Genomic DNA, 23,506 nt, shown 5'->3' with positions numbered 1-23,506 from the left:
GGCGCAATGGCGCTGGGCCGTTCTGGCAGCGGGGTTCTACCTGCTGTCCACGCTGTGCAAGGAGGTGTATGTCCCCTGGGTGGCGTTGACCCTGCTGCTGCCGCTGCCTGCTGGCTCGCCTTCGGGCATGGCGCGCTGGCGCTTCGCGTTGCCCACGCTGGCCGTGGCCCTGGCATATGCCGTGCTGCGCATCAGCGTGTTTTCCGGCATGGGCGGGTACCACGGCATCGCACTGAGCAGCTGGCAAGACCTGCCGGTCTTCGCCAGCAAACTGGTCCATTGGCTCGTCCAGGGCCTGGTGGGCAGCGGGGTGCTGGGCGTCACTGCGGTCCTGTTGTGCCTGGTGTGCCTGGTGGCCGGACTTGCGGCACAGCCGGAGCGGGGCCGCCTGGCGATGCTGGCGGGGCTTGGTGCGGTCGCACTGGTAGTGGTCTTCCCGCTGGTGTTCGTAGTGCACCCCGGTGTTGACCCGGAGGGCCATACGCGCTATCTGTGGGCGCCCTGGGTCGCCCTGTGCGTTCTGTGGAGCCTGAAGTGGCCTGCCTCGCTGGCGCGCTGGCACACCGCGGCCTTGCTGGTCTTCGCCACGGCAGTGGGGCTGCAGTCCCTGTCACAGCGCGAGCACGACCGTGCCGCCAACGCCATGTTCGATACCCACTACGCCTTCGCGCGGACCCCCCCGCCCGATCAGGTGCTGGTGCCTTACGAGCTCGCCTCCGCTACCTCCACCGTCATCCAGATGATGTATGCGCACGCGGCGTTCAAGCGCCTGGAGCCCGGCAGGCCCCATGCAGAGCCGGCGCTGGTGCGCTGGGAACCCGCCAATGCAGCCGAGCGCGCAAGTATCCGGGTGTGGGAAGAAGACTGCCTGTGCCTGGTGCGGCTGGACAGCCGCCCACCCGGGGAGCAAGAGTCCATTCTGCACAACCACCTGGCCAACTCCACCACGGCACTGCCCATGCACGGTCCGCTCCCGCGCATGGCGCACGGCTACGGCGGATCGATCGATTCGATCACCATCGAGGGCACCCAATTGCATGTGAAAGGCTGGACACCGACCCTGGGGCCCGGTCGCAAGATGGCCTTGGGGGTCTCAGCCCCAGATATCCGGGTACGCCTGGATTCGCTGGTCAGCACCGAGCGTCCCGACGTGGCGCAGGCCTTCAAGCGGCCAGACATGCTGATGTCAGGCTTCGAGGCCACCCTGGGTTTTGCGGACGAAAAGATGGCCCGCACGGCCAGCGAGATGCGCTGTGCCATCGTGCTTGGCCATTTGCCAGGCCAGCAGCACCAGTACCTGGTGCTGCCCGTGAAGGGAAAGCAGGGCTGCGACGATGCGCTGATACCCGAGGCGAGCAGGACTGAAAGCGACAGCGGCTGAGCGCAGTGCTTCGGCGGTAAAAAATCCGCACCCGCCGTCCGAGACAGCCCCGCCTACCGCCCCTTGGCAGGTGGCTTGCCGCCCAGCGGTGCCTGCCTGCTGCTGGGTGCGCTGCCGAGCTTGCCGCGCGAGGTTTCCAGCGGTGCGGGCAGGCTGCCCCGGGTGGTGGCGATGCCGCCGGCGCGCGTGGCGGTGGCTGCTGCGGCCGGGGGCCGGGCCTTGGGGGCGGGCACCACGCGCAGGGCGCCTTCGTCGGCCAGTTTGTCGCGCATGCGGCGCGTCATGGACTGGGTGCTGTTGTCCGGCGCGGTGAAGAGGAACAGCGTGCCATGCGGGCTGGACCAGGTGAGCTGGGTGTGCACGGCGCGGCCGTTGCTGATGAGCTCCACCCAGGCGCCCACCACGAATTCGGCGTAGGGCTCGGCCTTGGTGGGCGCGGCAGCGGCCGGCTCGGGCGGGGCGATGTCCACCAGGGCCTGGGCGCTGTCGTCGTAGCCGGCAACCGCCGCCACGGAGTCGTTGGGGTCGCGCGAGTCCTGAACCGAGTCCTCGGGGTCGAGGGTGATCTTGGCGAAGGCGGCGCGCTCGAAGGCGTCCTGGTGCAGGCCCACCAGGCGCTCCAGGAAGGCGCTGGTCTTGGCCGCCGGGTGGTCGATGGTCTGCAGGCCCTCGCGCAGCTTGACGAGCAGGCCGGGAATGGCTTCGGACAGGCGGTCGGGCTCGGCGCGGGTCAGCTCGGGCTGGGCGCTCCACAGCAGCAGGGGCACCAGGGCCAGGTAGCCGCCAGGGTCGTCCTCGCCGCCAGCGGCCTGCGCGACCTGGGCCAGGGCCACCACCTCGGCCCAGGGGCCGGCGGCAAAGTCGAGCACGTCGGCGGGCACGCGCTCCAGGTCGGGCAGTTTGCGGATGTCGGCGGCGATCTTGCCGGCCAGCATCTCCCGCTGCTCGGCCTGCAGCGCAGCCTTGTCCTTCTCGGCCTGGCGGGCCTTGGCCTTTTGCACCTGCGAGTTCCAGGCGGCCTGCAGGGCCTTGAGCACGGTCTCGAACGGGGTGGCGTCCTTGATCTCGATGCCGGCCAGGTAGCCCACGGATTCGTTGAGCAGGCGGATGAAGCGGGCAAAGCCGGGCGCCTTCTCGTCCGGGAAGGCCAGGCTGCGCTGGGTCATCTCGTCGAGCAGCACGCGCGCGGGGTGCGCAGGCTCCGTGAAGAAGGTCTGGTCGCGGCGCACCAGGTGCTTGAGCGCGGGCTCCAGGTTCTGCACCGCGCGCTGCACCGAGGGCAGCAGCCGCGAATCGCGTGCGATGTTCTCCATCATGCGGCCCACCACCTCGGCGGCCATGGCCGGCGGGTCCTGCGGGGCCACCACGGGCACGGTGTAGATCTGCTGGTACGGCATGCCCGGCACCGTGTACAGGTGCTGGGGTGCCGTGCCCGGCGTGGTGGGTGCCCAGCCGCCCTGGGGAACCTGGTGCATCACCTGGGGCACGGCCTGCGGCACGCCGGCCAGGCGGCCCACCAGGCGTTCGAGCTGGGCCATGTCTTCCATGGCCTCGGCCACCGCGTTGCCGGGGTGGTAGGCACCGCCCAAGCCTGAATGCATGCTGGCCGCACCGCTGGCAGCACCACCGCCGCCGCCGGCCCACGCCGACTGCATGGCAGCGGGTTGCGAGGGCACGCCACCACCCATGCCGCCGTAGCCGCGGGGGTCGAACGGGTCGCCGCCGGCCAGCATCTGGCGCAGGATGCCCACGGTGAGCAGCGCCTCTTCGGCAGCCGCCGCCTGGGGGGACATCATGGGCGCGGGCATCTGGGCCTCGCCGCTCCAATTGTTGTTCGGGTCGCCACTCCAGTTGTTGTGTTGGCCGCCGCCCATGCCGCGGCCATAGCCCGTGTTGCCATAGCCGGCGTTGCCGTAGCCACTGGGGCCGCCCATGGGGCCGCCATAGCCCGTGCCCGCGTAGCCGCCGCCATAGCCGGTATTGCCACCGCCACCACCCTGCATGCTGCCCCCCGTGCGTGCGCCGGCGCCGGGTGCGCCCAGCACGGCGTAGCCCACGGGCTCCACGCCGTTGTCGCGCAGGGTTTTGACCATGGTCTTGTATTCGTCGACCAGCAGCTTGCCCAGCAGGTCGCGCATGTGCTGCATCCACAGCCCGCGCACCTCGGCGTTCACGCCGGTCTCGCCCACCACCTGCTGCAGGGCGCGGATGTAGCTTTCGGGCCGCAGGGGGTTGCGCTCGGGCTGCACGCTGCGCAGGCCCTGGGCCGAACTGACCAGGGTGTTGAGCTCGGCCAGTATCGCCTCGGTGGCGTGCGAGGCCAGTTGCTGGGCGCGGGCCAGCTCCACCTGGCTTTGCATCTCGCTCTCGTCCATGAGCGAAAGCTCGCCAAAATCCAGGGGCGAAGCGTCTGCGGAGCGGGATTTGCCCGCCGCGGCGGGCGGGCCTTCGGCAAAGATCTCCAGCAGGGCCATGGAGTAGCCCTTGACCAGGGCGGCCTCATGCTGGCCCAGCAGGCGCAGGCTGTCACTGGCCAGGTTGCGCTGCTGGATGTTGCGCACCGTGCTCTCTTCGGCCGTCAGCGCACTGCGGGTGACCGCAATGAGCTTGTCCATGAGCGCCTCGCCCCCACGCACTGCGTTGACCACACAGGCACGGAAAACGGTTTTCGAAGAAGGCGCAGCCTGGGACATGGTGGGATGGGGATGGGAAAAAGGTTTCCAGCTGCAATGCTACTTGACCTGAGGGCCATCTGCACAATTCCCTGCCAGTCGGCTGCGGCACGGCATCGGGCGGTCGGCCAGGTTCACTTGGGTGCCGATAGCCGGGCTATTGGCACCCACAACACCCCGGCCGCCGGTCCGAACCGCCGCTGCCGTGCGCAAGGTCACGTACAGGGGCCCCGGCGCCTTACTTCAGCGCCTTGAAGCGCATGCGCTTGGGCTTGGCACCCTCTTCGCCCAGACGCTTCTTCTTGTCGGCTTCGTACTCCTGGTAATTGCCGTCGAAGAAGGTCCACTGGCTGTCGCCCTCGCAGGCCAGGATGTGGGTGGCGATGCGGTCCAGGAACCAGCGGTCATGGCTGATGACCATGATGGAGCCGGCGAACTCGAGCAGCGCGTCTTCCAGCGCACGCAGGGTTTCCACGTCCAGATCGTTCGAGGGTTCATCGAGCATCAGCACGTTGCCGCCGGCGATCAGGGTCTTGGCCAGGTGCAGGCGCCCGCGTTCACCGCCCGACAGCATGCCAACCTTCTTTTGCTGGTCGCCGCCGTTGAAGTTGAAGCGCCCGCAGTAGGCGCGGCTGGCCATCTGGAACTTGCCCACGTTCAGGATGTCGAGGCCGCCCGAGACGTCTTCCCACACGGTCTTGTCGTCCGAGAGGTCGTCACGGGTCTGGTCCACGAAGGCCATCTTCACGGTGGAGCCGATCTTGACCGTACCGCTGTCGGGTGCCTGCTTGCCGGCGATCATGCGGAACAGCGTGGATTTACCGGCGCCGTTGGGGCCGATGATGCCGACGATGGCACCGGCGGGCACCTTGAAGCTCAGGTTGTCGATGAGCACGCGATCGCCAAAGGACTTGGTGACGTTCTCGAACTCGATCACCTCATGGCCCAGCCGGTCGGCCACGGGGATGAAGATTTCGTTGGTTTCGTTGCGTTTTTGGTACTCGAAGTCCGACAGTTCCTCGAAGCGGGCCAGGCGGGCCTTGCTCTTGGCCTGGCGGGCCTTGGGGTTCTGGCGCGACCATTCCAGTTCCTTCTTCAGGGCCTTGGCGCGCGATTCTTCGCCCTTTTGCTCCTGCTCCAGGCGGGCCTGCTTCTGGGTCAGCCAGTCGCTGTAGTTGCCCTTGTAAGGGATGCCGGAGCCCCGGTCCAGTTCCAGAATCCACTCGGCCGCGTTGTCGAGGAAGTAGCGGTCATGGGTGATGGCCACCACGGTGCCCGAGTAGCGCTGCAAAAATTGCTCCAGCCAGTCCACGGATTCGGCGTCCAAGTGGTTGGTGGGTTCGTCCAGCAGCAGCATGTCGGGCTTGGAGAGCAGCAGGCGGCACAGGGCCACGCGGCGCTTTTCACCGCCGGACAGCATGCCCACCTTGGCGTCCCACGGGGGCAGGCGCAGGGCGTCGGCGGCGATTTCAAGCTGGTGCTCGGAATCGGTGCCGGCGGTGGCGATGATGGCTTCGAGCTCGGCCTGCTCGGCGGCCAGGGCGTCGAAATCGGCGTCTTCTTCACCGTAGGCGGTGTACACCTCTTCCAGGCGGGCCTTGGCGGTCATCACCCGGCCCATGGCGGCTTCCACGCTTTCGCGCACCGTCTGGTCGGGGTCGAGCTGGGGTTCCTGGGGCAGGTAGCCGATGTTCAGGCCGGCCATGGGGATGGCTTCGCCCTCGATTTCCTTGTCCACGCCGGCCATGATCTTGAGCAGGGTGGACTTGCCCGAGCCGTTGGTGCCCAGCACGCCGATCTTGGCACCCGGGAAGAAGCTCAGGGAGATGTCTTTGAGGATCTGGCGCTTGGGCGGCACGATCTTGCCGACGCGGTTCATGGAAAATACGTATTGGGCCATTTGCTTGTCTTAAAACTTGCGGAAATTGGGCAGAAGAATTCTGCTTTCAAAACACCCATTATCGGGCCATGCGACAATACGCACCGTGACGGGCTCCAGTTGCCTGCCACATCAGCACACCGCTGGGGACGAAGGAGGCATTCCAACCTCTGGGCTCCCACCCTTGAACCTCGTCGGCTTGAGACTGGCTCGGCAACCCCCCGGTTGTACGACAGGCCGATACCCAGCGCCCCGGATGGGCGCATTCAACGACATGACATTTGACGAACTGAACCTGGCTCCTGCCATCCTGAAGGCCGTGCACGAAACGGGCTATGAGACCCCCACGCCCATTCAGGCCCAGGCCATTCCCGCCGTTCTCGCAGGCCACGACCTGCTGGCCGGCGCGCAGACTGGCACCGGCAAGACCGCCGCGTTCACCCTGCCCCTGCTGCACCGCTTGTCGCAAAGCGCTGCCCCCAAGAACAAGTTCGGCGGCAAGGGCATCCGTGCCCTGGTGCTGACCCCCACCCGTGAGCTCGCCGCCCAAGTGGAAGAGTCCGTACGCGAATACGGCAAATACCTCGATATCAACTCCACCGTCGTCTTCGGCGGCGTGGGCATGAACCCGCAGATCGACCGCATCAAGCGCGGCGTGGACATCCTGGTGGCCACCCCCGGCCGCCTGCTGGACCTGCAGCAACAGGGCTTCCTGGACCTGTCGACCGTGCAGGTGCTGGTGCTCGACGAAGCCGACCGCATGCTGGACATGGGCTTCATCCACGACGTGAAGAAGGTGCTGGCCCTGGTGCCCCGCGAAAAGCAGAGCCTGCTGTTCTCGGCCACCTTCAGCGACGAAATCCGCGACCTGGCCAACACCCTGCTCAAGAACCCCCAGAGCATCCAGGTCACCCCGAGCAACACCACGGTGCAGCGCATCACCCAGGTGATCCACCCCGTGGGCCGCGGCAAGAAAAAGCAGGTGCTGCTGCACATCATCCAGCAGCACAACTGGAGCCAGGTGCTGGTGTTCACCCGCACCAAGTTCGGCGCCAACAACGTGGCCGAGTTCCTGACCAAGAACGGCGTGAACGCCATGGCCCTGCACGGCAACAAGAGCCAGAGCGCCCGCACGCAGGCCCTGGCCGGCTTCAAGAGCGGTGACATCCGCGCCCTGGTGGCCACCGACATCGCGGCCCGCGGCATCGACATCGACGAGCTGCCGCACGTCGTGAACTACGAAATCCCGAACGTCTCGGAAGACTACGTCCACCGCATTGGCCGCACCGGCCGCGCCGGCAACAGCGGCGAAGCCGTGAGCCTCGTCTGCATGGACGAAGAAGGCTTCATGATGGACATCGAGCGCTTCACCAAGCAGCAGATCCCCGTCCAGATCATCGAAGGCTTCGGCCCCGACGCCGGCGAGAAGGCAGAGCCCATCGCCATGGGGCGCCAGACCATCTGGGGCGGCGCAGGCAAGCCCCCGAGCCGTGACGTGATGCAGGCCGCTGCCAAGGCCGCCCGCAGCGAAATGATGGAACGCATCCGCACCAACAAGGCCGGCCAGGGTGCTGGTGGTGGTGGTGGTGGTGGTGGTGGTGGTGGCGACCGTGGCCCCCGCCCTGCCGGCGGTGGCAATGGTGGTGGTGGCGGCGGCCGAGGCGGCCGTGCCGGTGGCGGCGCAGCAGCTGGCGGCGGCGGTGGCGGCAATGGCCCGCGCGGCGGCGCCCGTGCCGGTGGTGGCGGCGGTGGCCAGGGCGGCGGCGCACGCGCCGGTGGCCAGGCACCTGCACGCGGCCGTTCCGGCGGCGGCGGTGGTGGTGGTAATTCCGGTGGCGGCGGCTACGAAGGTGGTGGTGGCGGCAACCGCTACGACGACCAGCCACCACGCCCCAACGCCCACCTGGGCACGCAAATGGGCCACGCCAATCCCAACCACCGCAGCTCCGGCCATGCCGGTGGCGGTGCCGGTGGCCAGCCCGACCCGATGCGCACCAGCGTAGACAGCATGGGCGGCGGCCGCCGTGGCGGTGGCTATCGTGGTGGCAACTCTGGAGGTGGCGGCTATGGCGGTGGCGGCACGGGTGGTTCTGGTGGCCGGGGCAACGGGTCTCGTGGGCCGGGCGGTTCTCGCGGCTCTTTTGGCCGCTGATCCGTCGGCAGCCAAAAGCACTACACCAAGCAACGCAAGCGCAGCGCCCGGCAACGGCGCGCTGCCACCCGAGGTGCATGCCCTGCATGCCCTCGGCCGGCGCACGCCGGACATGTCACACCCACGGCTGCACCTGCATGCCGTGGATTTTGCCGTTCTGGGCGCCAAGCCCGTGGTCCCGGCCCTGCCGCATGTCGATGACGTCTACATCACACTGGGCACCACCATCAAGGCCGCAGGCAGCCAGGATGCGTTTCGCGCCGTAGACCTGGATGCCGTGATCGCCACGGCGCGCACGGCCCTCGCGGCCGGTGCCACCCGCTGCGGCGTGGTCACCGCCATGGGCGCCGATGCCCACTCCAAAATCTTCTACAACCGCGTCAAGGGCGAGGTCGAGCAGGTACTCAAGAGCCTGGGCTTTGCCACGCTGGTGATCGCGCGCCCTTCCCTGCTGCTGGGCGAACGCGAGGCCCTGGGCCAGGCGCCGCGCGCAGCCGAATCCTTCTCCATCCAGGCCTTCAAGTGGTTCGATCCGGTGATTCCCGCAAACTACCGCGCCCGCCCGGGTGCGGATGTGGCGCGGGCGCTGGTGCGGGCCGTGCAGGCGGGGCCGCACGAAGGAGTGCCGCAGGTACGGGTGCTCATGGGGCGAGGGCTGGAATGAAGCCGTCGCGTTGACGAACCGGGGCTTGGTAGCTACCATTGATAGCTACCACCTGAAGGGACCCCCCATGGATACCGCACGCCTCTTCCAGTCAGGCCGCAGCCAGGCCGTCCGGCTGCCCAAGGAATACCGCTTTTCCGGCAGCGAGGTTGTCGTCAAGCACTTTGGCAACGGCGTGCTGCTGCTGCCGGTGGAGGCTCCCTGGCAAACGCTGGAGCAAGGGCTGGCGGCATTCGAGCCAGGCTTTGTGCTGGAGCGCCAGCAGACTGACGACCAGATGCGCGCAGAGATCACCCCATGATCCTGCTGGACACCAACATCTGCATCTACATCATCAATGCCAGGCCGCCTGCGGTGCTGGAGCGCTTTCGCCAATACCGGCTCGGCGACATCGGGATGTGCAGCGTGGTGGCGGCAGAACTCGCTTATGGCGTCGCCAAGAGCGGCTCGGCACGCAACCGCCAGGCGCTGGAGATGTTCCTGGCCCCACTCACCATTGCGCCGTTCGACGAGGCGGCCCTGTGGGCCTATGGCGACCTGCGCGCCGATCTGGAGCGCCGTGGCACACCCATTGGTTCGCTCGACACCATGATTGCGGCCCATGCCTTGAGCCAGAAGGCCCCGCTGGTCACCAACAACACCCGTGAATTTACCAAGGTGCCCGGCCTGCAGTTGGACAACTGGGTTCCCGCAGCCTGAGAGCACAAGCGCTGCTGCACTTGCGGCAGGCCCCGCTCCCTACTTCTTGCCAGCCAGCGATGCACGCACCGCATCCGTCTTGGCCACCACAGTCTCCGCGCACGCCGCGATGCGCTCCACATCACAGGTGGCCAACTGCCGGTCAATCAGCGTGTCCTTGCCGGTAGAAACCCAGCTCGCTGAATAAACGATGGAGCCGGCGTCCTGCGCCGACATGGTGGCGATGCGCACGGTGAGCTGCGCCTTGGACGCTGGCTCCTTGTAGCGCATGGAGCCGCTCTTGCGGATGCCCTCGGTCACCAGGGCACCCAGTCGAGCGGCCTGCGGGCCATCGGCCTCGGCCACGACGGCGACGTCGCGCACTGCAGCAGTTTGCGCATGGGCCTGCGGCAGCGAGCCGGCCATGGCGGCGGTGATGGCAATTGCGATAGCGGCCGCGCTGGCGTTCCTCTTGATCATTGTGTTCCCTCCCTTTAAGTCAGGAAGGATATGCCGCGCTGCTCACTTCACCCCCGGCGCAGGCCCAGCATTTCTTGAAAGTCTTCGTAACAGACAGCGCAGACCCAACGATAGTGGTCCGACGTGGTATAGCCCTCGCGCAGCGCACCGGGGGTATCCAGCGAGAACTCGGCCGAGCAGAACTCGCAGTGGTCGTGCTCCCATTCAGGACGGTACGGCTGGTAGGCCTTGCGTTCGAGCGCGGCACCTTGGAGGTATTTTTCCTGCCCTTGCAGGCGCCAGTCGGTCATGTGTCAGCTGCCTTGTGAAAATGCCCGAGTACACCTCAGGCGGCGACATGCAGCGGTCCTGACATGCTCCCTTCCGCGATTTCTCGCCTTAAACGAAAACCAGATTCCCCGCATCCAGCGACGGCGGGCGCGACAGGTCCTCGTTGATGCCCATGGTCTGGCTGGCGCGCTCCACGGCCTGCCACAGCGGCGCGGGCATCTGCAGTATCTCTTCCGGCGAGGCAGAGCGCGCAATCCAGGCGCTGATTTCAAAGTGCTGCTCATGGGTGAGCAGCTCGAGGTGCAGCATCTCGTCGATGGTTTTCATCTTGTGTTCGGGTCAGGTCTGTGGCTTTTCATACCGGGCACTCGTACGCAGGCGCCCGGAAACATGTTCTTGGGAACATGCTGCCACAAACACCGATGTCAAGGTGCGCAGGGGTAATGGGCCTGGCTTGCGCTGACTTGATCTTGCCCCCGAAGCAGACGATGGCAGCTTGCGCCCCGAGCACCGTATCACCCATTTGCGTACTGCCCGAGCGCGGGGAATCTCGCCAAAATGGCGCGCACATCCACTCAGGCCATTGCGCCAGCGCGTCCCGTCCATGCTGATGATGATCCCCGCCATCCTGCTGATCGCCCTGCTCGCAGCCATTGCCTTGGGTGGGCCGCGCGGCATGGCGCCGTTGGCCAGCGTCAACAGCCCGCCCTGCGTGCCCCATCGCCTGAACTTCACCATCCTGCCAAAAAATGAAATTGTCCGAACCGCGAATTGCCAGCCTGGGGTTTGCCTTCAGCGCCATCCTTCCCCTTGGCGTCTGGTTCGTCCTTTTGTCACCGGATGCCTCCTCAGGCATGTCCTTCCTGCAAAGCGCAGGCGCGCTCCTGACCCGCGTAGTCACCGATGCAGAGGTGTCGCCGACGCTCAGGGTGCACTACATCCTGCTGGCGATGCTGCCTGCCCTGCTCCTGCTGCAGTCCGTCCTGACATGGCGCCAGGCCAGCTTGGCGGGTCCATGCCGGTTTTGGTGCATCTATCTGGGATGGGTCGCCACGGTCATGGCGATTGCGATTCTTCACTGGCCTTCTGCCATCGCCTCGGCACTCGCCACGTACCACGCGGGCAAGCGCTCTGTGGCCTGACCAGGCTTTGGAAGCGGCCCGACACGATTTTTCACGAGCAACGCACACCCTCCATCGCCATGCCATTCGACTTTCTGGCCGGCAACGGCCCCCAGATCCGCAACCCGGCCCACCATGTCGGCAGCATCGACCACCACGAGCTGCCAGCGATCCTGCGCCTGCTCGCGCACGCCGATTCGTTCTTCCTGCACAGGATCTTCGGCCTCTACGAGGACCAGACGTTTTCGACGCAAGAGGTCGAGCAGGCGCTCTCGCACCTGGTGCCGTTGCTGGCCCGGCCCCTGGAGAGCGACGACCGCACGCTGCTGCACAAGCTCATCGCAGTGCTGGCGTATGCCCAGGTCACGCAGCAATCGCTGCATGGCGTGGCCGACTGATACGGCTTTGCCTTCAACCGTCTAACCTCGTTGGTCCGCCTTGCCGTGCCACAGCACTGTCTGCGGCCTCCCGCCTAGTTATACGATTGAATGCAAATCCGTATGGGCACCTGTTCAAGGAAGGTGTGAAGGAGGGAGCGCCCTGCCCTGCTGAGCTCAAGCGCGGGGTGCTGCCTGCGCCTGCAATGACACGGCCTGAGCACAACCTGGACGTGACGGGAATCACCGTTAATTACCCAGGGCCGCGCCACAATGGCTCACCTTTGATTTTCTGATGCATCCCTGCCGGGGTGCCCATTGCGCCATTTTCAATTTCTGATCGCACCCGGCGAGGATATCCCTCGCACTGAATTTTTCGCAGGCTGCTTTTTCTTCCATTTTCATGGAGGTGGGGGTTTTTATTGCCATTCACATGGTATGGGCCTTCAGATCCGCATTGCGCGATTTTATCGAAGCAGAAAAATACAAATCCACAAGAGCAGGGAGATATTCAATGCAGCTTAGCCCTCTGGCAGTGGCGTCACCGCCAACAGCAGCCTCTGGCGCCCTGTCGGTGCGCCCGGTGCGCCGTGCCATGCCCGCCACAACCAACCGAGGCCCGTTGACGCGCCCGGTCTGCATCGGATTATTCGTCCTCGCATTCGCCCTTGCACTGGTAATGGCGCGGTTGATTCCCGCCTTCCAGTCGCCGGACGAGATAATGCACCTGCACCGGGCCGACATGATCGCCAACGGCCAATTGCTCCTGGAGAAACCCGCGCCCGATGCCCGGGGCCATACCGGGGGTTATACCGACCTGCACCTGATCCGCTTTGCCACCTGGATGGCGACGATCACCGGTAACCGCAAGACCGATGTTTCTCCCGCCTGGCTGATGGACGAGGCCTCGCGCCACGGCTGGGCGCACGACCGGCATTTCGTCGATGCCGTCGGCACGGCCTATTACCTGCCGCTGATTTACCTGCCGCATGCCGCCGGCCTGGCCATCTCGCGCCAGATGGACTGGTCGATGCGGGCCAGCTACGAGTTCACGCGGGGGGTGGTGACGCTCTCGGTGCTGGCGCTGCTGGCCTGGGCCTGGCAGCTGCTGCCGCCCAACCTGCTGGTGCGGGCCCTGGTGCTGATGCCCATGTCGGCCTTCCAGATCCTGTCGCCCACCATCGACGGCCTGTGCATTGCCATGACGCTGGTGCTCGGGGGCCTGGCCATCGCGCAGTACCAGGCCCAGAGCCAAGGCAGCACCACCACGCCGACCTGCCGATGGCGGTTTGCCGCCATCGTGGGCTTCACCTTCGTGCTGGTCACCTCACGCACCAACCTGCTGCCCTTGCTGGCCCTGCCGCTGTTGCTGCTGTGCCAGCGCTTTTCGGGCACCCGGCTGGCGGCCTTCATGCTGCTGTGCGCGGCCAGCCTGGGCTGGACACTGTTCGTGCTGCTGACCACCATGGATGCGCGCATCGAGCGCACGCACACCACGCTGCAGATCGTGCAGATCTACCTGGAGGATCCGCTGTACTTCATGGGGCTGGTCGGCAGCACGCTGGCCGACAAGGACAAGGGGTACATGCTCATCTACTCTTTCGTCGGGGTGCTGGGCTGGCTCGACACCTTGATCCCCAAGCCGGCGATGCGGGGGATCTGGGCCGTGCTGGCGGCCCTGGCGCTGCTGGCCACTGTCTACGCGGGGCGCGAAGAGCGGCAGTACACGCCGCTGCGGGCGGTTCTGACGGCCTGCGCCGTCAGCAGCACGCTGCTGGCCTTCTTTGCCATTGCGGTCACTTGGAACGACTACCCCGTGCCCGTCATCGCGGGCGTGCAGGGGCGCTACTTCATCATGCCGGCGCTGCTGTTGGCGCTGGCGCTCGGCCCGCTGGAAAAGGAGCGCACGCCCCTGCAGCAGGCCACCGAGTTCGGGGTGACCGGCGCAATGGCCGGGTACTTTCTGCTGGTGCTGGCGGTCACGCTGTATGGCCGCTACCAACTGGCGGCGTTCTGAACCGGCTTTGCCGTGGCCTGGACGCGCACAAATACCTCGGTCGCCGCCTGCAGCCGTCCTCCGCTACCGGAGAGGTCGCAGACTTCTCCTTTTGAAAAACTTGCACACTTCGCTGAACCACAGCACCGTGCTGCCCATCGCGCCGCAGACCAGCCACTGGCCAGGCGACAACGGCGCGGTGCCAAAGGCCAGGTTCAAGACCTGCAGGTGCACCACGCCCACCTGCAGCAGGGCGGACAGCGCAACCGCCCCCCACAGCCAGGGGTTGGTGGCCAGGTTGGCGAATGCGCTGGCGGTCTCGGAGCGGGCGTTGAAGCAGTTGAACAGGTGGGCAAAGACCAGTACGGTGAAGCCTGCCGTGCGGGCGTTGGCGAGGTCGCGGTCGTCCTCGATCAGGCCGCCGGGCAGGTACATGTCCATGGTGAGCAGGGTGGCCACGGCCACCACAATGCCGATCTGCACCACGCCCCACCACATGGCGGCGTCGATCACCCGCTCGCCCGGGTGGCGGGGCTTGCGCGCCATGGCGTCGCCGCTGGCGGGGTCCATGCCCATCGCCAGCGCGGGCCAGGAGTCGGTGATCAGGTTCAACCACAGGATCTGCGTGGCCAGCAGCGGCAGCACCAGCGCACCGCCGGGCGCGGTCAGGCCGATGACACCGGCCCCCACCACGCCCAGGAACACGGTCAGCACCTCGCCCATGTTGGACGACAGCAGGTAGCGCAGGAATTTGCGGATGTTGTCGAAGATGCCGCGCCCCTCGCGCACCGCTTCGATGATGGTGGCAAAGTTGTCGTCGGCCAGCACCATGCGGGCCGCGCCCTTGGCCACCTCGGTGCCGGTTACGCCCATGGCCACGCCGATGTCGGCGGCCTTGAGCGCGGGGGCATCGTTCACGCCGTCCCCCGTCATGGCGACGATGTGTCCGTCGGCCTGCAGGGCGGCCACGATGCGCAGCTTGTGCGCGGGCGCCACGCGGGCGAAGACCGAGGTGCGGCGCACCGCCTGGGCGAAGGCCGCCGCGTCCAGCGCATCGAGCTCGGCCCCGGTGAGCGCCGTGGCGCCGGGCGGCACCAGCCCCAGGTCGGCCGCGATGCGTGCCGCTGTGCGCGGGTGGTCGCCGGTGATCATGATGACCCGTATGCCGGCCCGCCGTGCCTCGCGGATCGCCACCGCCGCCTCTTCGCGCGGGGGGTCGATGATGCCTGCCGTACCTACGAAGATGAGGCCGCGCTCCAGCGCATCCAGCGCCTGCAGGTCCTCGTGCGCGGCCAGGGGGCGGTAAGCCACTGCCAGCGTGCGCAAGGCGTCGCCCGAGAGTGCGTCCACATCGGCCAGGATCTTCGCACGCAAGGTGGCGTCGAGCGCGACCACGCCCATCCCCACCCGGGCATGGGTGCACAGGCCCAGCAGCACATCGGGCGCGCCCTTGCAGACCACCACCCGCTCGCCGCCGTGCTCCAGGTCGCGCTCGATGGTGGACATGCGCTTGCGCTCGGAGGTGAAGGGGTGCTCCGCAATGCGCTCGAACCGCTGCTTGCGCCGCGCGGTGGCCCCGAGCTTGTGCTCGGCCACCAGGAACGCGGCCTCGGTGGGGTCGCCGTGGACCTGCCACGCGCCGTTGTCGGCCTGCTGCAGCGATGCGTTGCCCGCCAGGCTGCCGCCGCTGAGCAGCACCACCTGTTCGGCATGCAGCGGGCCCGGCTGCAGGCGCGTGCCGGCCCATTGCACCTCCCCTTCGGGCGCATAGCCCACGCCCGTGACGTCGGTGGTGCCCGAGGCGGTCACGATGCGCACCACCGTCATCTCCGAGCGCGTGAGCGTGCCGGTCTTGTCGGTGCAGATGACCGAGGTGGCGCCCAGCGTCTCCACCGACGACAGGTTCTTGATGATGGCGTGGTGCCCGGCCATGCGCTGCACCCCCAGGGCCAGCACCACCGACAGGATGGCGGGCAGCCCCTCGGGCACGGCCGCCACGGCCAGGGCCACGCCCAGCAGCAGCACGCCGACGACCTCGGCCATGCTGTCGGGCCGGGAGATGAGCAAGATGGTGCACACCACCACGGCGGCGATGGCCAGCACGGCCACGCCCAGCATGCGCCCGATGTGGACGATTTCCTTTTCCAGCGGCGTGGGCTGCTCCACCGTGGCGGCCAGCATGCCGGCAATCGAGCCCATCTGCGTGGCCATGCCGGTGGCGACGACGAGTGCGGTGCCGCTGCCCTGGGCGACGAAGGTGCCCTTGAACACCATGTTCAATTGGTCGCCCAGTGCGGCGGGGCCTGGCAGGGGCGCGGGGTCCTTGAGCACGGCCTCGCTCTCGCCGGTGAGCGAGCTCTCCTGCATGCGCAGGGCGGCTGCGCGCACCAGGCGGGCATCGGCGGGCGTGGCATCGCCCTCGGCCAGCACCAGCAGGTCGCCCTTGACCAACTGCGCGCTTGGCACCCGCTGCATCTGGCCGCCGCGCACCACCGAGGCCGTGGGTGCGCTCATGCGTGCCAGCGCGGCCACGGCGTCGTGCGCCTTGGCTTCCTGCACATGGCCCAGCACCCCGTTGAGCAGGACGATGGCCGCGACGACGATGGCGTCCACAGGCCAGCCCTGCAGGCCTTCGAACACCCAGGCCAGCAGCGACACCACGATCGCGCCCAGCAACAGGTAGATGAGGGGGTCCTGAAACTGCGACAACAGGCGGCGCCAGGCGGCTATGCGCGGGGTGGCCTGGAGTTCGTTGGGACCGTCCTGGGCCAGTCTGCGCGCGGCTTCGTGTGCCGGCAGGCCGCTGACCAGGTCGGTACCCAGCAGGCGCGCCAGGTCCTCGGCACCTTGCGTTGATGGGTCGTTCGGTCCTTGCGGCTGTGCCATGCGGGCTACGCCTCGATGATCACTTTGAGCGCCTTGGTCTCTGCGGCCCGGCCGAAGGTGTCGTAGGCCTGCAGGATGTCCGCGAGCTTGAAGCGGTGGGTGATGAGCTGTTTGGCGTCGATGCGCTGGGACTGCACGGTCTTGAGCAGCATGGGCATTGACACGGTATCGACCAGGCGCGTGGTGATGGTGATGTTGTGCGACCACAGCCGCTCCAGGTGCAGGTCGGCCTTGACGCCGTGCACGCCCACGTTGGCGATGGTGCCGCCCGCTGCCACGATGTCCTCGCACATCGTGAAGGTGGCCGGGATGCCGACGGCCTCGATGGCCGTGTCCACCCCGCGCCCGCCGGTCAGGGCCATCACCTGCTGGGCGGCGGTGCCATCGGCGCTGTTGACCGTGGCCGTGGCGCCAAAGCGCTTGCCCACGGCCAGGCGGTTGTCGTCCAGGTCGACCATGATGATCTCCGACGGCGAATACAGCTGCGCCGTGAGCAGGGCGGCCAACCCTATGGGGCCGGCACCGACGATGGCCACCGTGGAGCCGGGCTGCACCTTGCCGTTGAGCACGCCGCACTCGAAGCCGGTGGGCAGGATGTCGCTGAGCATGACCAGCGCCTCTTCGTCCGCGCCGTCGGGAATGGGGTACAGGCTGGTGTCGGCATGCGGGATGCGCACGAACTCGGCCTGCGTGCCGTCGATGCGGTTGCCCAGCACCCAGCCACCGGTGCTGCAGTGCGAGTACATGCCCTTGCGGCAGTTCTCGCAGCGCCCGCAGGCGCTGATGCAGGAGATGAGCACCCGGTCGCCGGGCTTGAAGGTGGTGACACCCGGGCCCACCGAGTCGATCACGCCCACGCCTTCGTGGCCCAGGGTGGTGCCGGGCTGGCAGGTGGGCACGTCGCCCTTGAGGATGTGCAGGTCGGTGCCGCAGATGGTGGTGCGGGTGATGCGCACGACGGCGTCGGTGGCGTCCTGGATGGTGGGCTTGGGGCGTTCGTCCAGTTTCTTCTGGCCGGGGCCGTGGTACACGAGGGCGAGCATGGTGAGGGGTCCTTTGGGGTGGTCGGGGAGCCAATCCACTGTGTGCGCCATCCCGGTAGCTGTCAGTGCGCTGGCGCACGAATCTCGCTGGGAGTTGCTTTATTCGGCCGGCGCTTGATCCTGGTCAAGCCTGCCGCACATGGCCATTGCGCAGGCCATTGCAACCAAAGCCCGCTAGGATGGGCTCTTTGCAGACACCGCCTGGGCAAGCGCCCTCCTCCCACTCCCCACCTGCTGCCCCCATGCGCCCCACCCCTGCCGACACGCCACCGCCCCTGGACACGCTGATGGTGGCCACCTGCAATGTGCTCAACCTGGCCAACCCCGGGCGCATGTTCTACCCAAACCAGGACGCCTACACCGAGGCCGAGTACGGGCGCAAGGTGGAGTGGCTGGGCAACCGGTTTCGCACGCTCAACGCCGACGTGCTGGCCGTGCAGGAGGTGTGGGATGAGGCGGCGCTGAAGGCGGCCATCGCGCACAGCGGGCTGCGCTATGACTTCGTGGCGGTGCCCGGTGCCGAGAACGACGCCACGCGCCATGGAGCCCAGGGCACGCCGCGCGTGGGCATTGCCACGCGGCTCAAGGTGGAGGCGGTGCAGTCGTTCGCGAACTTTCCGCCGGCCTTTCAGGTCGATGTGCCGGGCCTGGGCCCGCACACGCGCTTTGAGCGCCCGCCCCTGGTGGCCACGCTGCGCATGAAGCATGGACAGCGGGTGAACGTGCTCACGGCGCACCTCAAGTCCAAGCGCCCCAAGTTTCTGCAAGATGCGCAAGGCCACGCGCTGGAGGACAAGGACGACCGCAAGGTGGGCGCCCTGGCCTCGCTGCGCTCGCTGGTGATGCGCGGCGCCGAGGCCATGGCCCTGCGCTGCCTGGTGATCGACCTGCTGCAGCGCACCAGCGTGCCGCTGGTGGTGATGGGCGATTTCAACGACACGCCCGACAGCGTGACCACGCAGCTGATCTGCGCCACCACCGAAATCGCCTACGACCGCTCGGCCCGCGACGTGGCGCTGTTCAACGCCTACGATCTGCAGGGCGAGATGGCGCTGAAGAAGGACGTGGCCTTTTCCCACATCCACCAAGGCTCGCCCTCGGTGCTGGACCAGATCCTGGTGAGCGAGGAGTTCCTTGCGCGCGGGCGCAACAGCCTGGGCGACGTGCGCCGGGTGGACTATTTCAACGACCACCTGCACGAGGGCCGCGACCGCACCCGCTCGGACCATGGGTTCGTGCGTGCGCTGCTGCGGCTGCAGATGGAACCGCAGCGTGCGCAGCCTGCCCCCGCAGCGCCGCCGATGGCCTGAAAGCACACCCGCCGCCAGCGGCGCGGCATCACCCATTTGCCTGCGCACGCCGGTGCATACCGGTGCTACATTCCTCCGAGAAAAAATCGAGGACAAGACAGATGCGTTGGAAAACCATCGCCATCGCGTGCCTGGGCCTTGCGGCCCTGTCCGCAGGCGCACAGGTACACCGCTGCAAACAGCCGGACGGAAAGATGGTCTACAGCGACCAGCCATGCACCCGCAGCCAGACGGGCGGGGTGATACTGCCCGACCCCAGCGTGCGCGAAGTGGCCTGGGAGCAGGCGCGCAACAGGGCGCAAGGGGCAGGTAGCGCCAACTCCGTGCCGTGCCGCAAGGCCAGGGAAGAAATGGCCCTGCTCGTGGGCCTGCGCACCGTGTCGACCGAGGAAAAGCGCATCCGGGTGCAGGGGCAGGAGACGCGGGTGGCCGCCGCCTGCGGTGCCGAGCCACCGGGCGCCAACCCGCCGCCAGTGGCCGGCAAGGCACCTGCCGCTTCCGGGCCCGTGGCCTTCGTCTACTGCGAGGCCGGCCTCTGCCACGACAACAAGGGCGGTATCCATATGAAAAGCGGCCCGGATTTCGTGGATGCAGCCACCGGCAAGACCTGCTCGCGCGTAGGAGCCCAGACGATCTGCCCTTGAACGGTCAGGCACGCTGCCAAAACCCTCGTCCACCCTGGGAATTGCGCCCTGGCGCGCCGCGCTGCGGCACACCTTGCAACACGGCGTGCCGGCTGACACATGTGGTAACGAGGCGCCCAGTAAGATGCCGGGCCAGGCCCCGGATTGAGCAAGGGGCGACGAGACCTCTATATGACCATGCCCAGAGCCCACATCTCCCCACCACCCCAGCAGCACACTGACGCCCAGACCAGCCGGGGGCCTGGCCGCACGGCGGCAGCCGCCCTGGTGGCCCTGCTGCTGGCGGCCTGCAGCAGCACGCCGCTGCCGCCCTGGAATGCGCCGGGTGCCACAGCGCCGCGCCCCAATGCCCCCGCCCCAGTGCCCCGCGCGCAGCCAGGCAGGGTGGTGCCCGCGCCCCTGGGCGCCCAGCAGCAGGCGCCCGCGCCGCAGCCCGGCGCCACAGGCGTCATCACCGCACCGCTGCCGCCCACCGCACCGGTGGTGGACCGCAACGAGCCCCTGGCCACCCCGCCCTACGGCCCCGCCGTGATGGTACGCTTCCCGGACCCCACGGTGCGCTACAGCACGCCGGGCCTGGCGCCCGGTCGCCGCGCCTACACCACCAATGCCGAGGTGGAGCAGTGGCTGCAGTCCGTGGCCTCGGGCACGGCAGGCGGCCCTTCGCGCGCCAGCGTGCTGCGCCTGGGCACCTCGCAGCGTGGCGAGCCCCTGGTGGGCCTGCTGCTCACCCGCGCCCCCGGTGACGACCCGGCCAGCCTGGATGCCGGCAAGCGCCCGACCGTGGTGCTGATCGGCCAGCAGCACGGCAACGAGCCCGCCGGCGCCGAGGCCCTGCTGGTCATTGCCAGCGAGCTGGGTCAGGGCCTGCTGGAGCCGCTGCTCGAACGCATGAACGTGATCGTGGTGCCGCGCGCCAACCCCGACGGTGCGCAGGCCGACACCCGCGCCACGGCCAATGGCATCGACATGAACCGCGACCACCTGCTGCTCAAGACGCCCGAGGCCCAGGCCATCGCGCGCCTGGTGCGCGACTACCGCCCCATCCTGGTGGTGGACGCGCACGAGTACACCGTGGCCGGCCGCTACCTGCAGAAGTTCAACGCCGTGCAGCGCTACGACGCCCTGCTGCAGTACACCACCACGGCCAACTACCCCGAGTTTCTGACCAAGGCCTCGCAGGAGTGGTACCACCAGCCCATGCAGGCCGCGCTCAAGGCGCAGAACCTCTCCAGCGAGTGGTACTACACCAATGCCACGGGCGCGGACGACCGCACCCTGTCGATGGGCGGCACGCAGCCCGACACGGGCCGCAACGTGCATGGCCTGAAGAACACGGTCAGCCTGTTGATCGAGACGCGTGGCGTGGGCATCGGCCCGCTGCACATGCAGCGCCGCGTGCACACCCAGGTCACGGCCATCGCCAGCGCGCTGCGCTCCACCGCCGAGCGCGCCGCCAACCTGGAGCAGGTGCGCGGCTTCGTGGTGCGCGACATCTCGGCCAAGGCCTGCCGCGACAACGTGGTGGTCGAGGCCGGCCCCACGCCCACGCAGCGCGAAGTGATCTTCATCGACCCCGAGACCGGCATGGACCGCCCGGTGCGCGTGGACTGGAATTCGTCGCTGAACCTGCGCACCCTCAAATCCCGCGCCCGTCCCTGCGGCTACTGGGTATCGAACCAGGCCGCCCCGGTGGTGGAGCGCCTGAAGCTGCTGGGCCTGCAGGTGCTGCGCATCGCCGAAAACGGATCGCTGCTGGGCGAAACCTACCGCGAGACCGCGCGCGAAACCTCGGAGCGCCGTGACGTGCTGGGCACCATCAGCGACAGCGCCGACATCATCCGCGTGCAGGTCGCCCCCGTGCGCGCTGCCATCGACGTGCCCGCCGGCAGCTACTACGTGCCCCTGAATCAGCCCCTGGCCCACCTGGCCGTGGCCGCGCTGGAGCCGGATACGCAGAACAGCTACTTCGCCAACCGCCTGGTGGAAGACCTGTCGCAGACGGCGCGCGTGATGTCGACGCCTTCGCTGGTGTTTGAAGAGACGGATTGAGTGGTCTGCCCATAAAAGGCAACCTGCCCTGCTCCAAGCCAACTGCCTCAACCCACGCATGAAATACTCACCAGGCAGAGACGCCAGCGGCAAACCCCTGATCACCGGCCGGGAAGCAGCCATTGGCCTGTGGCTGATGGCTGCGGCCACAGGTCTGCTGCTGTGGACGAATCCCATCGTGCCGCCTTATACCGGCAGGGCTGCGTGGCTGTTCTCAGCATTTGCGCAGATGTTCGGGCTTTCGGGCCCGGCCATCGCCATGTGGTCGTTCGTGGCCTTGCTGCTCGCCCTGGGCGTGATGGGATGGGTCGGCGCTGGCAAGCAGCCGCGCTGACCCAGGGAAGCGCCCTGACTTCCTTCAGGGATTGGTAACTCCACCCCTGCTTCGCCCTGGCGGCGCCAGACGCCACCACCGGCCGCGACCTGCGGCCCCACACCAGCCTGATCGGGATCGCCATGGTTTTGCGGATGCCGAATTTTCCCAGGGCGGCCAGGCTCTGGCCGGTGCTGGCCCTGGCGTTGTACGGCGTGGGGCAGCCCGCGCTCACCCCGCTGCGCCAGGAACCTGCGCGGTACGCGGCCATGAAGAAGCCGGACTATCCCCCTGAGGCACTGCTCGCGGGCATAGAGGGCAAGACCGTTCTCAAGGTGCTCATCAGCGCATCAGGCGCAGCCAGCAGGGTGGAGGTGCACCAGAGTTCGGGGCATCCGTCGCTGGATGCCGCAGCCCTGCAATCGGTTCAGCAGTTCCAATTCATTCCCGCCCGGACGAACGGGGTCGCACACGCCTCCTGGGCCCGGATTCCCATCGGCTTCAGCATCGAGAGCCGCATGGCTCTGTTGTGCCCATCGACATGGCTGCCGTGGTGCCGGGCAGAGGGAGCCGCGCCCACCCGGTAGCCATGGGGCTGGCGGGCGCAGGATGGATGTGCTCAGGAGCGTGCGCGGCAGAAGGAGCATCGGCTGCAACGCCCGATAAACCGGTCTCGCCGGGTGTCACCTCTGGCGCCCAGGGGCCCACCCTGGGCTTGTCGGCTCTACCCAGCGACCCTCGGTTTTCGGGCGTTTCGCTTCGATGCCTTCTGCCGCACACGCTCCTGCGCTGCTTGAATCCGCTCATCGCAGGCAGAATCGGGCCATCCGCACAAAGACGTTTCTCACCCGAATGAGCACGCAAGACCACCCACCCCCGCTGTACCAAGGCAGTTGCCTGTGCGGCGCCATCCACTACGAAGCCCGCGCCGAGATCAAGGCCGCCTCGCACTGCCACTGCAGCATGTGCCAGAAGGCGCATGGCGCGGCCTTCGGGTCCTATGGCAGTGTGCAGGTGGGCAGCTTTGCCTTCACACGCGGCGCAGAACTGCTCAAGCGCCGCGAGTCATCGCCGGGCGTCACGCGCACGTTCTGCCCGGAATGCGGCTCGCCGCTGACCTGGCACAGCGAGCATGGAGATGCGGCGGCGTGGATGTCGTTCTCACTGGGCACGCTGGATACACCGTTCGTGCCGGCGAAGGCGCTGCGCAGCATCCATGCGGGTTCGGTGCCTGCGTGGTATGCGGCCGGCGAAGCGCGCAAAGACTGAGCGGCAAACATCCCATGGACTTTCAAATCAGACGCGCGACCGCCAACAATGCACCAGAAGTGGCCTTGCTGACCCGCGCCGCCTATGCCAAGTGGGTGCCGGTGATCGGACGGGAGCCCCTGCCGATGAAGGCGGACCACGAGGTGGCTGTCAGGGAACACCTGGTTGATTTGCTGCACGTCGATGGCGTGCTCGCCGGCCTGGTCGAAATGATCCCCGAGCCGCAATGGCTGCTGATAGAGAACCCAGTCCACTGAAACCGAGAAATCGGCTGTGCGTGAGGGCCTGGCAGGGCCGCAATCTAGGCGGCGGGCGCAGC

The 23,506-nt window shown here is 67.5% G+C and carries 22 protein-coding genes; 15 read left to right on the top strand and 7 right to left on the bottom strand.

Features of this window, described 5'->3' with window-relative positions; genetic code table 11:
- On the top strand, nt 1-1,381 hold a 1,381-nt coding region (locus ASE28_RS32510), incomplete at its 5' end, for a hypothetical protein (RefSeq protein WP_082608219.1).
- Nucleotides 1,382-1,434: 53 nt separating this feature from the next.
- Here ASE28_RS32510 and ASE28_RS23805 read toward each other — a convergent pair.
- Nucleotides 1,435-4,074: a DUF1631 family protein gene (locus ASE28_RS23805; protein ID WP_057268727.1), complete on the bottom strand. Its 2,640-nt coding sequence runs from the start codon at nt 4,072-4,074 to the stop codon at nt 1,435-1,437.
- A gap of 217 nt (nt 4,075-4,291) precedes the next feature.
- Nucleotides 4,292-5,953, bottom strand: coding sequence for an energy-dependent translational throttle protein EttA (ettA, locus tag ASE28_RS23800; protein WP_057203301.1), 1,662 nt, complete (start codon nt 5,951-5,953; stop codon nt 4,292-4,294).
- Nucleotides 5,954-6,206: 253 nt separating this feature from the next.
- On the opposite strand from ettA, the gene ASE28_RS23795 reads away from it, so the two are divergent.
- The 4 genes from ASE28_RS23795 (at nt 6,207) to ASE28_RS23780 (ending at nt 9,447) form a co-directional block, all read left to right on the top strand.
- A complete protein-coding gene (locus ASE28_RS23795; protein ID WP_057268729.1) occupies nt 6,207-8,084 on the top strand; it encodes a DEAD/DEAH box helicase in 1,878 nt (625 codons plus the stop codon).
- 112 nt (nt 8,085-8,196) lie between these two features.
- Nucleotides 8,197-8,748, top strand: coding sequence for a nucleoside-diphosphate sugar epimerase (locus ASE28_RS23790; RefSeq protein WP_369818274.1), 552 nt, complete (start codon nt 8,197-8,199; stop codon nt 8,746-8,748).
- Nucleotides 8,749-8,815: 67 nt separating this feature from the next.
- Complete coding sequence (locus ASE28_RS23785; protein WP_057268725.1) at nt 8,816-9,049, top strand: antitoxin; 234 nt, start codon at nt 8,816-8,818, stop codon at nt 9,047-9,049.
- Nucleotides 9,046-9,447, top strand: coding sequence for a type II toxin-antitoxin system VapC family toxin (locus tag ASE28_RS23780; protein WP_057203304.1), 402 nt, complete (start codon nt 9,046-9,048; stop codon nt 9,445-9,447). Before ASE28_RS23785 ends, ASE28_RS23780 begins: the two co-directional genes overlap by 4 nt.
- Nucleotides 9,448-9,486: 39 nt before the next feature.
- Here ASE28_RS23780 and ASE28_RS23775 read toward each other — a convergent pair whose 3' ends face one another.
- The 3 genes from ASE28_RS23775 to ASE28_RS23765 all read right to left on the bottom strand — a co-directional run bounded on the left by ASE28_RS23775 (nt 9,487) and on the right by ASE28_RS23765 (nt 10,503).
- On the bottom strand, nt 9,487-9,906 hold the full coding sequence (locus tag ASE28_RS23775) for a hypothetical protein (protein ID WP_057203305.1): 420 nt from the start codon (nt 9,904-9,906) through the stop codon (nt 9,487-9,489).
- A gap of 47 nt (nt 9,907-9,953) precedes the next feature.
- Nucleotides 9,954-10,196 carry a hypothetical protein gene (locus ASE28_RS23770; protein WP_057268724.1) on the bottom strand — a complete coding sequence of 81 codons (243 nt, stop codon included), beginning with the start codon at nt 10,194-10,196 and terminating at the stop codon, nt 9,954-9,956.
- An 88-nt stretch (nt 10,197-10,284) separates the two neighbouring features.
- Complete coding sequence (locus ASE28_RS23765; RefSeq protein WP_057268723.1) at nt 10,285-10,503, bottom strand: hypothetical protein; 219 nt, start codon at nt 10,501-10,503, stop codon at nt 10,285-10,287.
- A gap of 422 nt (nt 10,504-10,925) precedes the next feature.
- Here ASE28_RS23765 and ASE28_RS23760 point away from each other — a divergent pair, with 422 nt between their 5' ends.
- The 3 genes from ASE28_RS23760 to ASE28_RS23750 all read left to right on the top strand — a co-directional run bounded on the left by ASE28_RS23760 (nt 10,926) and on the right by ASE28_RS23750 (nt 13,691).
- Nucleotides 10,926-11,318 (top strand): hypothetical protein, encoded by a 393-nt coding sequence (locus ASE28_RS23760; protein ID WP_057268722.1) that lies wholly within the window; start codon nt 10,926-10,928, stop codon nt 11,316-11,318.
- Between the two features lie 59 nt (nt 11,319-11,377).
- Nucleotides 11,378-11,695, top strand: coding sequence for a hypothetical protein (locus ASE28_RS23755; RefSeq protein ID WP_057203308.1), 318 nt, complete (start codon nt 11,378-11,380; stop codon nt 11,693-11,695).
- A 658-nt stretch (nt 11,696-12,353) separates the two neighbouring features.
- Nucleotides 12,354-13,691 carry a DUF2142 domain-containing protein gene (locus ASE28_RS23750; RefSeq protein ID WP_057268721.1) on the top strand — a complete coding sequence of 446 codons (1,338 nt, stop codon included), beginning with the start codon at nt 12,354-12,356 and terminating at the stop codon, nt 13,689-13,691.
- Nucleotides 13,692-13,754: 63 nt separating this feature from the next.
- Here ASE28_RS23750 and ASE28_RS23745 read toward each other — a convergent pair whose 3' ends face one another.
- Together ASE28_RS23745 and ASE28_RS23740 are read right to left on the bottom strand one after the other, a co-directional pair.
- Entirely contained in the window at nt 13,755-16,556 is a 2,802-nt protein-coding gene (locus ASE28_RS23745; RefSeq protein ID WP_057268720.1) for a cation-translocating P-type ATPase, read from the bottom strand.
- Nucleotides 16,557-16,561: 5 nt separating this feature from the next.
- The gene (locus tag ASE28_RS23740; protein WP_057268719.1) at nt 16,562-17,599 is read right to left on the bottom strand and encodes a zinc-dependent alcohol dehydrogenase family protein; all 1,038 of its coding nucleotides are present in this window, start codon (nt 17,597-17,599) and stop codon (nt 16,562-16,564) included.
- Between the two features lie 242 nt (nt 17,600-17,841).
- On the opposite strand from ASE28_RS23740, the gene ASE28_RS23735 reads away from it, so the two are divergent.
- The 7 genes from ASE28_RS23735 to ASE28_RS23705 all read left to right on the top strand — a co-directional run bounded on the left by ASE28_RS23735 (nt 17,842) and on the right by ASE28_RS23705 (nt 23,444).
- Nucleotides 17,842-18,909: an endonuclease/exonuclease/phosphatase family protein gene (locus tag ASE28_RS23735; RefSeq protein ID WP_057268718.1), complete on the top strand. Its 1,068-nt coding sequence runs from the start codon at nt 17,842-17,844 to the stop codon at nt 18,907-18,909.
- A gap of 101 nt (nt 18,910-19,010) precedes the next feature.
- Complete coding sequence (locus tag ASE28_RS23730) at nt 19,011-19,553, top strand: DUF4124 domain-containing protein (protein WP_057203325.1); 543 nt, start codon at nt 19,011-19,013, stop codon at nt 19,551-19,553.
- Between the two features lie 171 nt (nt 19,554-19,724).
- On the top strand, nt 19,725-21,605 hold the full coding sequence (locus tag ASE28_RS23725) for a M14 family zinc carboxypeptidase (protein ID WP_057268717.1): 1,881 nt from the start codon (nt 19,725-19,727) through the stop codon (nt 21,603-21,605).
- A 58-nt stretch (nt 21,606-21,663) separates the two neighbouring features.
- On the top strand, nt 21,664-21,939 hold the full coding sequence (locus tag ASE28_RS23720; protein WP_057268716.1) for a hypothetical protein: 276 nt from the start codon (nt 21,664-21,666) through the stop codon (nt 21,937-21,939).
- A gap of 134 nt (nt 21,940-22,073) precedes the next feature.
- Nucleotides 22,074-22,505: an energy transducer TonB gene (locus ASE28_RS23715; protein ID WP_235516203.1), complete on the top strand. Its 432-nt coding sequence runs from the start codon at nt 22,074-22,076 to the stop codon at nt 22,503-22,505.
- Between the two features lie 265 nt (nt 22,506-22,770).
- On the top strand, nt 22,771-23,187 hold the full coding sequence (locus tag ASE28_RS23710) for a GFA family protein (RefSeq protein ID WP_057268714.1): 417 nt from the start codon (nt 22,771-22,773) through the stop codon (nt 23,185-23,187).
- Nucleotides 23,188-23,201: 14 nt separating this feature from the next.
- Nucleotides 23,202-23,444: a hypothetical protein gene (locus ASE28_RS23705; RefSeq protein ID WP_200963990.1), complete on the top strand. Its 243-nt coding sequence runs from the start codon at nt 23,202-23,204 to the stop codon at nt 23,442-23,444.
- Nucleotides 23,445-23,506: the final 62 nt, after the last annotated feature.

Source organism: Acidovorax sp. Root219, from assembly GCF_001428665.1.
GTDB lineage: Bacteria > Pseudomonadota > Gammaproteobacteria > Burkholderiales > Burkholderiaceae_C > Acidovorax.
Note: the sequence above shows the minus strand (reverse complement) of the source record. Positions and strands in the feature narration are given on the sequence as shown.